General features: G+C 39.5%; 9 protein-coding genes and 3 pseudogenes. 7 read left to right on the forward strand and 5 right to left on the reverse strand.

The annotated features are described in order from the left end of the window. Positions 1 to 550: 550 nt before the first annotated feature. Both NLX71_RS24780 and NLX71_RS24785 read right to left on the reverse strand, forming a co-directional pair. Positions 551 to 1,336 (reverse strand): hypothetical protein, encoded by a 786-nt coding sequence (locus NLX71_RS24780; protein WP_254366453.1) that lies wholly within the window; start codon positions 1,334 to 1,336, stop codon positions 551 to 553. A 426-nt stretch (positions 1,337 to 1,762) separates the two neighbouring features. Further along, positions 1,763 to 2,005 carry a helix-turn-helix transcriptional regulator gene (locus NLX71_RS24785; RefSeq protein ID WP_254366454.1) on the reverse strand — a complete coding sequence of 81 codons (243 nt, stop codon included), beginning with the start codon at positions 2,003 to 2,005 and terminating at the stop codon, positions 1,763 to 1,765. A 533-nt stretch (positions 2,006 to 2,538) separates the two neighbouring features. Between NLX71_RS24785 and NLX71_RS24790 the strand changes: the two genes are divergently transcribed. From NLX71_RS24790 to NLX71_RS24800, 3 genes and pseudogenes are all read left to right on the forward strand, one after another. Next, positions 2,539 to 5,700: a lantibiotic dehydratase gene (locus tag NLX71_RS24790; protein WP_254366455.1), complete on the forward strand. Its 3,162-nt coding sequence runs from the start codon at positions 2,539 to 2,541 to the stop codon at positions 5,698 to 5,700. Positions 5,701 to 5,712: 12 nt separating this feature from the next. Then, a complete protein-coding gene (locus NLX71_RS24795) occupies positions 5,713 to 7,083 on the forward strand; it encodes a lanthionine synthetase C family protein (protein WP_254366456.1) in 1,371 nt (456 codons plus the stop codon). A 183-nt stretch (positions 7,084 to 7,266) separates the two neighbouring features. Next, positions 7,267 to 7,476: pseudogene (locus tag NLX71_RS24800) on the forward strand (transposase); the annotation flags it as partial. Here NLX71_RS24800 and NLX71_RS27350 read toward each other — a convergent pair. Further along, positions 7,384 to 7,689 carry an ATP-binding protein gene (locus NLX71_RS27350; protein ID WP_483874632.1) on the reverse strand — a complete coding sequence of 102 codons (306 nt, stop codon included), beginning with the start codon at positions 7,687 to 7,689 and terminating at the stop codon, positions 7,384 to 7,386. The pseudogene NLX71_RS24800 and the gene NLX71_RS27350 overlap by 93 nt on opposite strands. Before the next feature lie 4 nt (positions 7,690 to 7,693). Continuing rightward, complete coding sequence (locus tag NLX71_RS24805) at positions 7,694 to 7,939, reverse strand: ATP-binding protein (RefSeq protein ID WP_302058436.1); 246 nt, start codon at positions 7,937 to 7,939, stop codon at positions 7,694 to 7,696. A gap of 459 nt (positions 7,940 to 8,398) precedes the next feature. Between NLX71_RS24805 and NLX71_RS24810 the strand changes: the two are divergent. The 3 genes and pseudogenes from NLX71_RS24810 to NLX71_RS24820 form a co-directional block, all read left to right on the forward strand. Beyond that, positions 8,399 to 9,109: pseudogene (locus tag NLX71_RS24810) on the forward strand (ATP-binding cassette domain-containing protein); the annotation flags it as partial. A 108-nt stretch (positions 9,110 to 9,217) separates the two neighbouring features. Beyond that, positions 9,218 to 11,719, forward strand: a complete 2,502-nt coding sequence (locus NLX71_RS24815) for an O-antigen ligase family protein (protein WP_254366458.1) — start codon at positions 9,218 to 9,220, stop codon at positions 11,717 to 11,719. Positions 11,720 to 12,007: 288 nt separating this feature from the next. Further along, the gene (locus tag NLX71_RS24820; RefSeq protein WP_254366459.1) at positions 12,008 to 13,654 is read left to right on the forward strand and encodes an IS1634 family transposase; all 1,647 of its coding nucleotides are present in this window, start codon (positions 12,008 to 12,010) and stop codon (positions 13,652 to 13,654) included. A 268-nt stretch (positions 13,655 to 13,922) separates the two neighbouring features. On the opposite strand, the gene NLX71_RS24825 is transcribed toward NLX71_RS24820, so the two are convergent. Then, on the reverse strand, positions 13,923 to 14,180 hold the full coding sequence (locus tag NLX71_RS24825) for a hypothetical protein (protein ID WP_254366460.1): 258 nt from the start codon (positions 14,178 to 14,180) through the stop codon (positions 13,923 to 13,925). 288 nt (positions 14,181 to 14,468) lie between these two features. On the opposite strand from NLX71_RS24825, the pseudogene NLX71_RS24835 reads away from it, so the two are divergent. Beyond that, a pseudogene (locus tag NLX71_RS24835) lies at positions 14,469 to 15,038 on the forward strand (YvrJ family protein); the annotation flags it as partial. Between the last annotated feature and the right edge of the window lie 58 nt (positions 15,039 to 15,096).

A 15,096-nucleotide genomic window follows, 5' to 3' on the forward strand; every position in this document is an offset into this window, starting at 1 on the left:
GCAACCTCCCGTTCAAGATACCTTCATTTTCTCATGAGCTTGAGGTTCTTGAAAGGTGGTGAGTATTTGACGCTCACAAAGAAGTAGACCGGTTTATTCGTTTTTACAACAATGATCGCATACACGGTAGTCTTAATGACTGGCCACCAAGAGAGTATCTACGAATGGTCGTTGCGGGGGCGATAAAACCGCAACAAATTGCGCTATAATGCGATATCCCAAGGATGAACGTGGTAGTGTCCAAACTTAGGGGGTTGAACCGAGAAATCCTCTCAAATGAACTAGGATGTACTTTAGAGCAGTTTAAAAAGCAGAAGAGATTATAAATATTTTATAAGAACTTGATATATCCACGATAGATTTATTAAACTCCAATATCTTCGCTGAAATAGATCTTCGGAATCTCCTTTGGTGAATTAAGACCAAATAGACCCTCATGCAATGACGCATAAGGGTCTCTATTTGTTTATTTATCAAATGTAATCAGCAAGTTCAAAGATTAGAATCACTTGGATCCACTTACTTTAAACTTGTCTAACTGAGTGTAAAATCATTTGAACTTTTTAAATTTAACTCCATCAATTTTATCGGAAAATTTTATTTGTTCAAAGGTAATGGTTTGGATCGGCTTGTCATCTTCTGAGGATACAAGTTTTAAAATAATTCCAGTTTGATTATCTATCGAAAAGGTGTGTTTATTACCAAGTTTACCCTTAGGGTAGTCCAAGGACACTACAGTCGTTTCACGCTCAAGATATTTTTCGATACCTTTAACCGTGACATTCCCACGAGTAAAAGCACCTTGAATAAACATTTCCGGATGCAATAATTCGTTCACACCACCAATTGGCAAATATGTTCCATTGTAATCAGGTGTAATTGCATTGTTGGTTTCATAGATCGCTTTCGCATCAGATTTGTTGGGAGGTAGCGATGTTTGCACTTCACTCGAATCCGACTCTTTAACCTGAACTTCTTCTCCGTCATTCACGGCCTCGACAAAATACGAAGGATTTTTAGAATCAAGAATTTGCTTGGCATAGAATTTTCCAGGCTGTTCAATAACTAATTCAATAACTTCTTGTTCGCCAGTCGTGTGATATGTTGTTGAAATTTTTCCTTCCAATGATGAGTATGTTTGGTTCGTTATTAAAATCTTATCATTTATTTTGGAAATATTTTTAATAGCTGCTGCGTTTGCTTCCAGGCTGACAGCTTTATTCGTTGATTCAGCTTTAACAGGTTCAACTAATTTAATTTTTGAGCCCGCATATACAGAAACTCCAAAAATCGTTGAAGCAACTATTGTATACACAAGAATTTTTTTTGTTTTCATCTTTTTTCCTCCATTCCTGTGTAAAATAAAGCATCATCCCCTATTGCCAACGAAGAGCGACTAAAAGGATGACAAAGCTGTAAAACCTCTCTAGTAACAACTTAAAATGTTCCCAATACCATCAGAATAAAAGATTCATTCTCCGGAGAAATCTATTCCTAGTGGAATCTCATATGAAACGCAAGGCAAGGTAAGTATATCGTTTGCTAAAGCACTTCTAGGGTTGGATAGTAGTTGATCGTTTCCACATCGGTTCTACCTTAGAATCAGATTAGTTAAACAGATTAGCTGATCTGGATAAGTTCGCTAGCCGGAGGCTCCAAATCGTTTCTGCTGGCTGAGGTGGACTGCTCATCTGGGATCAGTTCTAGCTTTGCTTCTCCAGTTTGCTCTTATGAACGATCTAAATGGTGCTACTGATCTTGATTATAAAATTTCATTCAATAATAACGAGAGGAGACCAATTTTTGAATGAACACCAAGTTTGGTGTAAACATTGAATATATGCTTGCGAACAGTAGACTCGGAAATGCCAATAATTAAAGCGATTTCTTTATAGTTACAATCCTTGATCCATAAAACTGTGATTTCTCGTTCACGTGTTGTAAGGTTCAGTTTGGTCAAATAACTTTGGATTTTATTGAGTGTACAATCAGATAAACAAGACATCCAAGATCCTCTCCACAACTAGAATGCGTCTTCTAAATTTATAGACAGTACGAAATCTGAATTTTTATATTATGATAATTTTTTAAGAGACATAGAGACTTACATTAATCATAATACCATAAATAAAAAGAGAAAAAATACTACATATGTAGTATTTACCAAATATGCTTAAACTGAAATAATTGTACTAGAAATCATGAAGCTCATTCTTAATCCTGAATATGGTATCTCTGAATTCCTTTCTTTGATTTAAGCAGGACAATCCTGTTTAAATAAATAATTTGAATCTAAGGAGGAAAAGGTTATGGCTATGTTTGATCTTGATTTGCAAGTTGAAGAGATATCCCCAAAAATTGCTGAGAGCATGGAAACAGAAAGAGGCAATTGCACTTCTAACACTGTGACCTGCAGTGTATCCCGCCAATGGTGCTGCTAAAGAATGTTATGCCATGTGCCCTGACAAATCAGTCAGGGTCATTGGTGTTTTTATAAACATGAATAAGGAATAGTAGGAAAATGGGAGGATGCATAAAGTGCGAAAGCTGGATGATAAGCTGTATAAGTCATTAGATTTTTTTATGCTTAGAGCTCCAATCTTGTCTTTACAAGAATATTTAAGATCCTTATCTTTAATAGAATCACCTGAGATTCAGAGTTATATCAATTTAACTAGCTTAACCGAAAATCCTATTGTTAGAGAGGCAATTGCTGTTACAAGCCCATCATTATTAGGATCATTAGATAAACTTAATACAACGACAGATTTTAAGAAAAAGAGGCAAATATTTAGAAGTATATTAAGATACTTTATAAGAATGACCAGTAGACCTACACCATACGGGCTCTTTTCTGGTGTAACTATAGGGGAATTTGCAGATGAAACAAAAATTTTGTTTGATTCTATCCAGTCCTATAAAAAGAGAACAAGGCCAGATATGGAATGGATATTTGCTATTATTAATGACTTAGAGAAAAAGGAAGAGGTATTTAAACAGTTAAAATTTGTAAATAACCCCCTCGTCTATCATATAGGTTCTAGACTAAAGCTGCCATATCAAAATTTTTGCAATGAATCTGCAATGAAGACAGGAGCAACATCTTCTGCCACAATAAAAAGGACTGCTGTTGTTGATTTTGTAATGAATATGACCACCACTCCAATTCATTTTAGTGATTTGTTCCATGAGATTAACAAAGAAATTCCTAATGCAGATGAAAAAGTTATCATAAGGTTTATCAAACAACTAATGAATCAGGAATTTTTATTAAGTAATTTACGCCCACCATTAACAGACGAGTCGCCTTTTAAACATTTAGTTGAGACAATTTCTTCCCTGAAATATGTCGATGAGATTAGGGACGCGATAAACAGTATTGCGAATAGTATAGATGAATATGACCAAACTCATGTAGGTGAGGGTGAGAAAGAATACATTGAAATTGTAAGGAAAATGAACGAGTTGTATCCCGCAAATAACCTTCTACAAATAGATTTAGCTTTAGGGAAAAAAGACGTTAAGATTAATAAGAAAATTATGTCAGAAGTAGAAAGCGCTGCAGACGTACTTTGGAGGTTATCACCAGATTATATAAATCTGCACTTACATAAATACAAATTGGCGTTTGTCGAGAAATACGGCTTAAATCGTGAAGTTGGTCTGCTGGAATTGTTAGATGAAGGCTTAGGTTTAGGTGCACCACCTACTTATACGCACCCAGAAGGATACTTTGCAGCTGAAAATCCACCTAAACTCTTTGGCGAAGGAAGAGAGAAAGTCCTTGAAGTCTGGGTTGCGGAAGCAATAAGTGAAGGGAAGTTAGAACTTCATTTAACCGAAGAAATGATAAAAAAAATTGAGTTTCCTGAGAAAGGACTTACACCCCCACTATCACTAGAAATATATGCAATAATTGCAGCAAAATCTGCAAGTGCTCTTGATAAGGATGAGTACAAGGTCATTATTAACACCAATAGTGGAAATCCGGGGGCCGGTAGGTCATTTGGGCGGTTTCTAGATATTCTTGATAGCACCGCTGAGGAACATGTTAAGAACATCTATGCTCAAGAAGAAGAACTTAGGTCGGATGCTATTTTTGCTGAACTTATTTATTTACCAATACATACAAGAGATGCGAACATTACTATCACAAAAAATCTCAGAAGATATCACATAATAATCGGTGTAAGCCCTTCTTCAAATCAAGATTCCAAATCTATTTCCCTCTCAGATCTTGTCGTTGGACTTCGTAATAACAAATTTTATTTAAAATCGAAAAAGCTCAATAAAGAGGTTATTATTACGACCGGACATATGTTAAGTGCGCGAAAGGGAACGAATGTGTACCGATTTTTGAGGGAAATTTCTGCTGAGAGGCACCGCAATTGTAGGAAATTTCAATGGGGCTCCCTGAGCAACTTTCCTGTATTGCCAAGGTTAGTATATCGGCAATCGATAATTTCTCTTGCCCAATGGCCATTACACTCTCTACCAGATTCTTGTTATGGCCAACTGGATGATCAAAAATGGTATACGGAATTTCAACAGTGGAGACAAAAGTGGAGAGTTCCTCGTTTTGTGTTTCAAACAGAATACGATAATAGAATTTTATTGGATCTCGAGAATCATATACATGTAAATGGTTTGAGAAAAGATTGGAAGCAGATTAACAAAAATGATCCAATAATCTTAACAGAAACAGGTATGGATTTTGATGAATACTTCGCAAATGGTGAAGGCGGTAGCTATAGCATCGAATGTGTAGTTCCATTAATAAGAACTTATGGAGAACCAAGTGATAATGAAGCGTTTTTAATTCAGAATAGTAGTTCTCAACATGTTACGGCTTATTTTCCAGGCAGCGAATGGCTATATTTGAAACTCTACGGCTTAGCGGGCCGCGAAGAAGAATTTATCAGCTCTCGGTTAGTTGAATTTTTTCGAAATTTTGATGGCCTGTCTTTACAATACTTCTTTATACGTTACGTTGACCCTGAACCACATATTCGTTTAAGAATTAAATCAGATCCTTCAATTATCATAAGTGAGGTATTGCCTCAAATTAGATTATGGACCTCTGGACTGCAAAGTGAAGGATTACTAAAACGCATGACAATTGATACTTATGAACCTGAAACTGAAAGATATGGAGGACCACTATTAATTGGATTAGCAGAGCATTATTTTGCAATTGATAGTGAGATAGTTTGTGAGTGGTTACTGCTCAAGAGAACAGGTCAACTATTAATTGACAAGACAACACTCGCCATAGTAAGTATTTTGGACATCATTGAAAATTCCCCTCTTTCATTAGAAGTAAAAATAGAATGGTTACGTAAAAAAAGTATCTCAAGAAGATACCTTAAAGAGTTTCGACAAAACAAAGAACTATATTTATCTCTTACACATTACAAAAACAAATGGGATACGGTCCAAAAATATAAAATGAATTCGGTAATCTCTTCATTTAGTCGCAGATTACCTGTGTTAAAGAAATACATGAATTCTATTAAAGAATTAGAAGATACACAACATTTGCAAAATGATATCTGCAGTATATTGGATAGCATCATACACATGCACATTAATCGATTATTGGGAATAGATAGGGAACAAGAGATCAAAGTGTTGGCGCTTGTTAGTCACACATTTTATTGTGCACACCAAATGGATACTCATAAGTTAACTCTTGTTTAAAAGGAGACCTTTATGAAACTAACCGAACAACCATTGGGGTTTGTAGAGATTCGTGAATTTAGGCCACAAATTGAGAAGATACTACAGGAATTAGGTTCCAGACTTAAAAATGCAGAGGAGATCGAAAGAATAGCAACTTCCGAAGAAAATTACTTAATCGCAAATAATGGGAAATATTATCCGTGGAAAGCAGGAAGTTTATCTAGCGGGTACCCTGGAATCTGCGTTTATTATTCGTTAATGGACCATTATTTTCCCGATGATAATTGGGCCTCAGTAGGACATGATTTTCTTAGTAGATCTATTAATGTTATTAAATCATACGATGAATTAAATATATCCCTTTGGTCTGGTTTAACTGGAATTGGATTTGCAGCGTATGCACTATCAAAGAATGGAACATCTTATCAAGGTCTATTAAAACAAATTAATGATTTGATTCTAAGCAAAACTGGGAAACTTCTTGATATTTCTTTGAATAATGTACAAAAAGGTTCTGTATATGTACAAGACTATGATGTTATTTCAGGTTGGGCAGGTATTGGGAGGTATTTATTGCTCTTTAAGGATATACCTGAAGTAAAGGTAACCCTATTAAACATCATAGATTACTTCGTTGCTCTTAGTCATCATAGGATTATAGGAGAGAATACGGTGCCTAACTGGTATGTGCCGTCTCAAAACTTATCACCTGACGAAAAACTGAGATTTAAGAACGGTTATTTTAATTTAGGGCTGGCACATGGTATTCCCGGACCTCTTGCATTTCTTAGTCAGGCTTATATCGATGGCTTTGAAGCAAAGGGTCTCAAAGAAACAATCCAACACTTTGGGGAATGGATATTACAATGGGAATTAAAAGATGAATACGGTGGGATATATTTACCGTTAATTTTAGGGTTGGGAGAAGTTTCTTCTCAAAAGGTAGAAAATAAAGCGCATAAAGAAGCATGGTGTTATGGAACACCAGGTTTAATGAGGGCAATATGGCTAGCTGGTAAAGCCTTAAAAAATGAAGAGTGGAAGTCTAAAGCCATTGAATCTTATAAATCTACATTACTCAGACCGCAAGAAAGCTGGGATATATATTCACCTACATTTTGCCATGGTTATGCCGGATTATTACATCTTACAAGCCTAATATATCAGGATAGTAAGGATGACTTTTTTAAAAAATCGATTATTAATTTAACAAGAGACATTATTAAAATGTACGATGAAAGTAGTCCTTTTTTATTCCATGACTTACAGATTGACTCTGAAGGAAATAAAAGATTGAACTTGCCAGGGTTACTTGATGGATCTGTAGGAATAGGCTTAGTACTTGCTACGTTAATTAAACCCAATTTAATTCCTTGGGACATCTGTTTATTAACAAATTAATTCTAGATGGAAGGAGTGTAAAGCCGTGCTGTTCCCACTAATTCAAGCGCTGTATATTACTGTGTTTGTATTTTCAGGTATCGCAAAGTTACTTTCCTACCATTCTTTCAGAGTCTATAAAATAGATTTTGTAAACTCCTATACCTCTTAAAATGGAAGTATAGGAAAGGTTGGGGAGAACACATGGGATTATGGACAAAGCAGCAGCTCTGCGAGTTTATTAAGGAGAATAAGTTGGTAACGGCTCAAAATGTCCAGAATGCATTGAAGAATCTATTTGCAGAGACGATTCAGGAAATGCTAGAAGCGGAAATGGATACACATTTGGGCTATCAAAAGTATAAAGTGGAGAACAAAACAACAACGAATAGCCGTAATGGAAAGAGCAAGAAAGAAGCGTCGTTCGTAGCTTGCTGCAATCACTTGAAAAAGTAATTGGGCCTCCTCGCGATCCATTGGCAGATAATCCCACTCGTCATTAATGACGAGATCGGCTTTCTCCAACTCCTTCATGGTACGCTCGAGCGATCCGGCTCCCTTGCTCTCACTGAGCTTGGTGACGAGCGAGGTAGTGGGAAGAAACGCGTGGACATACCAAGTTCGCAGGCCTTCAACCTAGAGCGATGGCAAGGTGGGTTCTGCCCTTACCAACGGGGCCGTAGAGTACGAGATTCTTTTTGTCCCGAATGAACTGACACGAGGTCAGTTCATTCGTTTGCAGCGTGGAGGGAAGGCGTAGAGATTGAAGCTCATAGCCCGCAAGCGTCTTCCGAACCGGGAAGGCGGCTTTCTGGAACAAACGCACTTTCCGCAGGCGTTCTCTGTGTTCCAGTTCTTCTTTAAACACTTGATGCAAGGACTCTTCCTGCTTCGGTGTTGCTTTTAAGTCGCATAGCCGCACGGCATTTTGGCTTAGAATGAGTTGTCGACAAAATAGCGTAAATCTCTTGACGGATCTCACTTCGATCCATATACAGCACCTCCTGATGCGGGTAGCAGCCATGATATCAAATATTTATGAAACCACGCTTTATGTAAATGAGCTTTTTTTGTTACTTGATGAAGAAGAGCCTCGAGAAAACCTGAGAAATCAAATATTCCCTCAAAATTTTAGAACCATTGAAGTTAAGAAGGCTCTTCGCTATACTTCGTGGGAAAAGTTACGGTATTCGCTGCTAATAGAGCGATTTGACATGGAGCCTCTACGGGCATGGCAGGCTAGCCTATCATGCCCGCCACTCCATGTAAAATCGCAGTCTATTTTACCCATTTAGAGTAGCGAGGAAGCGTTAAGAATGTTATATTTACATATCCTGAGAGAAGCGATTCTACAATAAAAAATATATCCTTCAAAATAAAATCTGGAGAGAAAGTGGCGATTGTTGGACAGAATGGCTCTGGAAAGACAACTTTAACTAAACTACTTCTTGGTCTATATAAACCAACAAGTGGTGATATTCTAATTGATGATCTACGTATCAATGAGATTCATCCTGATAATTTGAGGGGACATATTAGTGCGCTATTTCAAGACTTTGTAAAGTTTCAATTAAGCGTAAGAGAAAATATTGCATTTGGAAATATTAACTTAATTCATGATGATGCTTTTCTTGAAAGTGCAGTAACAAAAGCCAATGCGGAACCATTTCTTAAGAATCTACCGGATGGTTTCGATACCCTACTGGGCCCAACATTTTCGGGCGGTTACGAGCTTTCGTTGGGGCAGTGGCAAGGGCTCGCGATAAGCAGAGCGTTTCTAGCAAATAGCGATATAATAATCCTTGATGAACCTACCGCGTCTTTAGATCCTCTTAGTGAGTCAACGATATTTGAAAACTTATTGAATCTTTCTGAAGAAAAGACAACAATCTTCATTTCACATCGTCTTGGAATCTGCCGCAAGGTAGATAGAATTATTGTAATGAAGGATGGTAGTATTATAGAACAAGGAGATCATACAAGCCTTATGAGTGCGGATGGTGAATATGCAACAATGTTTCGCAAACAGTCGACTTGGTATGATTAGACTTCATTTTTAGTAATTGAAAAATGTGGTTGGAATGATAGATGGCATATGTTAACATAATAGAAACATCATAAAATGGTATAAAAGGGATAAAAAGGAGATAACTTAATGACTTCGAAAGTCAACTCGTATGCGGCAGATAAAAAATCTAAGATCAGCAAAGATAGCGACAGAAACTCAATTCTCTTCTGGATATTGATAAGTTTCTTGGTATTATTCTTATTTTGGTCACCGTTTCAGAGAGCGTTGTTTAACGGAGGGGACTCTGATTTTGAGACACCCATCTATTCATCTTTAATTTGGATATCTATCGTTATGTGTCTAATTGCAATTTACTTACTCCTCAAGTTTCGTCTTCGAGATCAAAAGGATGGTTTAATGATCCTAATATTACTAATCCCGTTGACTTATCTAATTTCGTTGACTCATGCCACTTCGCACTATTTGGCAACAAATATGCTCTATATTCAAATTTTATATTGTGTTTTCTTTATATTAGGTGTAATTTTGACAAAAAATAAAATAGGGAATTATATAATTTCGGGAACACTGATGACCTCAGGGTATTCTGTAGTATTATTTGGACTTTTGTATTGGTTAGGTAACGGTGCTTTAGGTGATCATTTAGTAGGTTGGTTTGCAGCAATGGGGGAGATAAACAATCAAAAGAGCTACTTATATGCCGTTATGACAGACTCTAATGGCTCTCGACTTACGTCAGTGTTTCAATATGCTAATAGTTATGCAGGATACCTAATCGCTTTGATAATGGGTGCACTTTATTTCATCGTAAAATCTCACAAATGGTATGCTATTTTACCACACGCACTGATGATGGTACCCATGATCATTTCATTTTGGCTGACTCTTTCCCGTGGAGCATTGGTATTCTTGCCTATTATCTTATTGGTAATCATGTTTTTCCTAAATGTAACTAGGCAAATTTTATGCATCATTCAAATCGGGCTTTCATTCATAGCTTCTCTTATCATCCTTCAAAAAATCACTGATATTGGGATCATAGTTCAACAAAAGCCAAATTCTTCAGAATTTTTACAAGGATGGCTGCTATTAATCTTGGTTTCCTCAGTTTACAGTGTGATCGCGATCATGATTCAGATGTTTGGTGCAGCGGCTTTTGATAAGGCATTAAGTCGTGTTTCGAGTCGAAAATACATCTCTTTTGTATTGCCAATCACCGCAATTCTTGTAGGATGCTTGGGAGCAATTTTACTCTTTGGGGATACCGGACTCAAAAATGTGATGCCAAATAGTGTGAAGACGCGCATTGAAAATATCAATATTCAGCAACATAGTGTACTTGAACGAGGGACTTTTTATAAGGACGCCATAAAAATATGGAAAGACCATCCGATAATCGGCGCAGGAGGCGGGGCTTGGGCAGCTTTATATGAGAAGTATCAGAACAACCCATATTCAAGTCGTCAAGATCATAATTTCTTCCTTCAGTATTTGGTTGAAACGGGAGTAGTGGGCATACTAGTACTAATGTCCTTCTTGGTGTGTGTGTTTTATTTTTACATCCGTAGTTTTATTGATGATCTGCCCCAAAATAGAGAGAGGCATTTTTTATTTTTTATAATCACGATTTCTTTACTTATTCATAGTATGATAGATTTCGATTTGAGCTATGTGTACTTAGGTTCATTGATGTTTTTGTCCCTTGGAGGAATGACATCTGGTGCGACATCCATACAACTTCCTATTCGAACAAATTCTAAAATATTGCAAAAGACTTATCCACTTATCCTACTCGTACTGTCTCTCATTATGATATTCGTTTCCACTCAATTGTTCAAAGCTAGCAAATTGTTTCAAAAAACTTACGAGATCTCAAAAACAAGCCATAACTACAATGAAATTGTTGCTCCTCTTGATGCGGCGATGAAGCTACACCCAAATCACCCTTATTACGTGCTAAAGAGTCCTCTTAGTAAGGTGAACCTTCTGCTTCAGGTATACAATCAAACAAAGGATGATAAGTATTTTGAGGAGGCGCAAAGATTAATCAACCAACTGAAACAATCCGAACTTCATGACCTAGTTATCGTACTGCAACAAATTAATATGATGAAGATGAAAAATCAGTTGCAACAAGCTTACGATTTGATTAATAACCAAATTCCTGAGTTTCCTTGGTATATTGAAATGTATGAAAGCAGCATTGAATTAGGTGTACAACTAGGTGATCAAGCTAGGCAAGAGAAGAATTTTCAAACAATGGATACGTATTGGAATCATTCTCTCGAATTATATAACGAGGTCCTTCGAAGAATGGATCTTCTGAAAAACTTGCCAAAAGGACAATTAGCAGGTCGAGACTATAACATAACACCGCAAATTTCTTATAGCATAGGACAGATTAATTTCCTCCGTGGAGACTATGCAGCGGCTTCAAATATCCTGAAACTCCACGCAGGTCCCAATGTTGATGATCCAACAACCAGAATGATAGACAGATGGTACCTATCTGCTTTACAAAAACAAGGCCAAAACGACCGTGATCTTTATGACAAGTTGGTAGGAAAAGATAGTTCTGAAAAGCAACAGATTGAATTTTTGACTACTACTGATTTTTTAACCAAATAGCTTTCCTTTAAGAAAGTCGCCGCTTTATTCCTTCACGGAAACTGAGCGGCGATTCTTTATATGCGATGGGAGATCGTGGGTGGGATAGACCCGGGTTCGACAGTCTTCCCCGTTTTGTAGACACCTGTGCTTAGCTGTGGATAAGTAAAATGCTGTAGTGGCGCAGGTTCCGTGGTTTAGCTTTTTAAAAATGTGGACAAATCGCAGAAAAATTTGTAGGCACACGCTTTATGTGGATAACTCATATTTTTTATTGATCTATAGCTATTTTAGTAGTAACATCATATTATGTACATTCGAACCACTTCTCGTAAAAACAAAGACGGCACTTCGGTCCGTTATATTCAACTTGCCCATAACGAGCGCAATCCTAAGACCGGTCAGTCACAAGCGAAGATCCTCTACAATTTTGGTCGTGACGATGAGGTGAATATGGCGGCGTTACGGGGTCTCGCCCAAAGCATCGGACGTTATCTTGGCGATGATCCGCAAGCAACTGATCGTGACTCTTCTCCTATCGCTCCGCTTCGGATCACACGGAGTAAGTCACTGGGCGGCGCGTGGCTCTTGAATGAGCTCTGGCAGAAGCTCGGAATCGGCAATGCGATGACCAAGCGCCTGACGGAACGGCAGTTTCAAACACCCATAGAGCGTATCTTATTCGCACTTGTCGCCAACCGGGCGCTTGCTCCATCGAGCAAGCTTGCCGCTGAAGAGTGGGTGGAACACGATGTCGTCATCCCTGAGTTGCCAAAACTTGACGTTCAACAAGCGTACCGGGCGATGGATGTTCTGCTTGAATCCGAAGAAAGCATCCAGCACGATGTATTTCATGCCGTTGCAGATCTCCTTCAGTTGGAGGTCGACCTGCTCTTCTTTGATACGACGTCGACGTATTTCGAAACCGAAGACGAGGACGATGAATTTCGCAAACTCGGCTACTCGAAGGATCATCGCCCCGACTTGCCACAAGTGGTCATCGGCTTTGCCGTGACGCGGGACGGCATTCCAATCCGATGTTGGGTATGGCCCGGAAACACGTCGGATATGAGTGTGGTTCCGGAAGTGAAAAAGGATTTGATCGGTTGGAAACTCGGACGCGTCATCTCTGTCGTTGACCGCGGCTTTTCATCGGAAGAAAATTTACGATATTTACAGCGAAGTGGCGGCCATTACATCGCCGGAGAAAAGCTATCGTCCGGCAAGCCGACCGTAGAAGCAGCACTGGCACACCCGGGCCGGTTCAAAACAGTAAGCGATAACCTGGAAGTTAAGGACATTATGATCGGCGACGGTGAAGCGAGAAAACGATACGTCCTGGTCCGCAATCCGGATGAAGCCAGACGTGACGCGGCGCGGCGTGAGAAGCATCTAACCGCGCTCAAAGAGGAACTCGTCCGGTTAAAGGAACTGAACGGAGAAGCACATACCAAGGCGCATTGCCGCTTGCACAACCATACGACGTACAAGCGTTATCTCAAGATGGACAAGCGTGGCAACCTCCGAATTGATCTGGAGGCTGTGAAAGGCATGGAGCATCTGGATGGTAAGTATTTGCTGCAAACCTCGGATGATACGCTTTCGGCGGAAGATGTGGCGCTTGGCTATAAGCAGCTTTTGAAAGTAGAGGCCGCGTTTCGGACGCTAAAACAGTCGCTAGACCTTCGCCCCGTGTATCACCGCAAGGAAGAACGGATCCGCGCGCATGTACTCTTATGCTGGTTGGCGCTCATGCTGGTTCGTATCATAGAAAACCAGACAGGCAAAACGTGGCGAGAGGTCCGCGATTCATTCGGTCGTGTGCAATTAGTGGAGTATGAATCTCACGATGGCAAGGTTCAACAACGTACAGAATTAACACCTGAACATTTAGGTATTGTTTCGGCATTAAAATTGACAGAACCCCAGAGAATATGGGGGATTTCGCTCCGTTAGCGTCCCAAAAACGTAGATACACACGTAGTTATCCACAAACCGCCTAAACCCTTGCCACGACTGGGCCCAAGGCGGTTTGTGTTTCTACGGGCTGTCGAAGCCGGGATAGAATAATTCTGGATCGGCCTATTATTCGAGTAAGCGTCAAACCCTTCCCTCCACGACCAATACATTCCTGGAATGTGAGCAACCATACCGAGGAGGTTGCTTTATGACCATCAATGAAAAGAATGGGCCTTGCGTGTTGCCGACTACAGAGACAGTGACCTCACCATGTCTGACTGGTGCGCTGCCAATCATTTCGCCTTAAATATTGGCTCTGCAAACCGAACGACATTTCTTCTTCTACGGCATCGGCTCCTACCACGATTTTGGTAGCGCTTGCGGTTTCCGATTCAATCGGCAGTTCCCATTCTACCACCTCTCTCTTGTCCGCATCCGCCAAGCCAGCATCGAACTTCAGACAGGCCTCGGACTCGATCTCTTCTCCCGGTATCTGTTCGTGTTCTTCTGCTACCACGAGCACACAAACTCAAGATCCTGTACGGAAGCATAACGGCTTCAGGCTGTTCTATCGCCGTCTCGAACGCGGCACATTTGTAAGCATCAAACCCCAGCACACCAGTCGCAACACCACATCAAATCTATGCGAAACGTTTGGTCGCTGGGGTTTCGTGACATGCTAAGATGAGAAATTACATTATGGGTCCTCAATATCCTTCCGACAGCGGAAGGCTAAGAAGGGGGGCCAATTAAAATGGAAGATACCCAACTGATCAGTCTAGTCACATCATCAATTTAGAATTTTGGGTTCCCAATCGTAATAACTGCTTATCTATTAACACGTTTTGAAAAGAAATTGGACACATTGAATTCGTCGATCATTGAATTGCTGCATGCAATCCGAGAAGAGGCACCTGGAAGCACCCATACCGTAACCTTCCATACCGAGAACATGCAAGGTGACAAATCTGGTGAAATTAGCTATACGGCACTTACTAAACCGGAAGCTCCGAAACAAGTCGGATATCATTCGACAAAAACAAGCGTGATTATGGACTTCACAGAAAGCGGGTCAATCGGTGCCGATCTGTACATTATCGAGCGAAACGGCGTCGAGATCGGACGAACCTCGGTGACATCTGCTACGTATGAAGATAGATCGCTTGTCCCTGGTGTCACATATTCATATGAGATCAAAACGATCATTGATTCAGGGGTGAGTGATGGGGGATTTCGTTTCCAAACAACAACATTGCCAGTGGCAATGGTAACCCCTCCTATGTCCGAACAGGTTTCCTCGAATAGCACTGAGCTAAGTGAGCGTCAAATACTCCCCACCTTTCAAGAACCTCAAGCTCATGGGAAAATGAAGGCATCTTGAACGGGAGGTTGCCTCATGAGTAAAAGAGATCAACGACAAAACGAGTGGGCGGAACGGA

This window comes from Paenibacillus sp. MZ04-78.2, from assembly GCF_024213375.1.
Taxonomy (GTDB): Bacteria; Bacillota; Bacilli; order Paenibacillales; family NBRC-103111; genus Paenibacillus_G.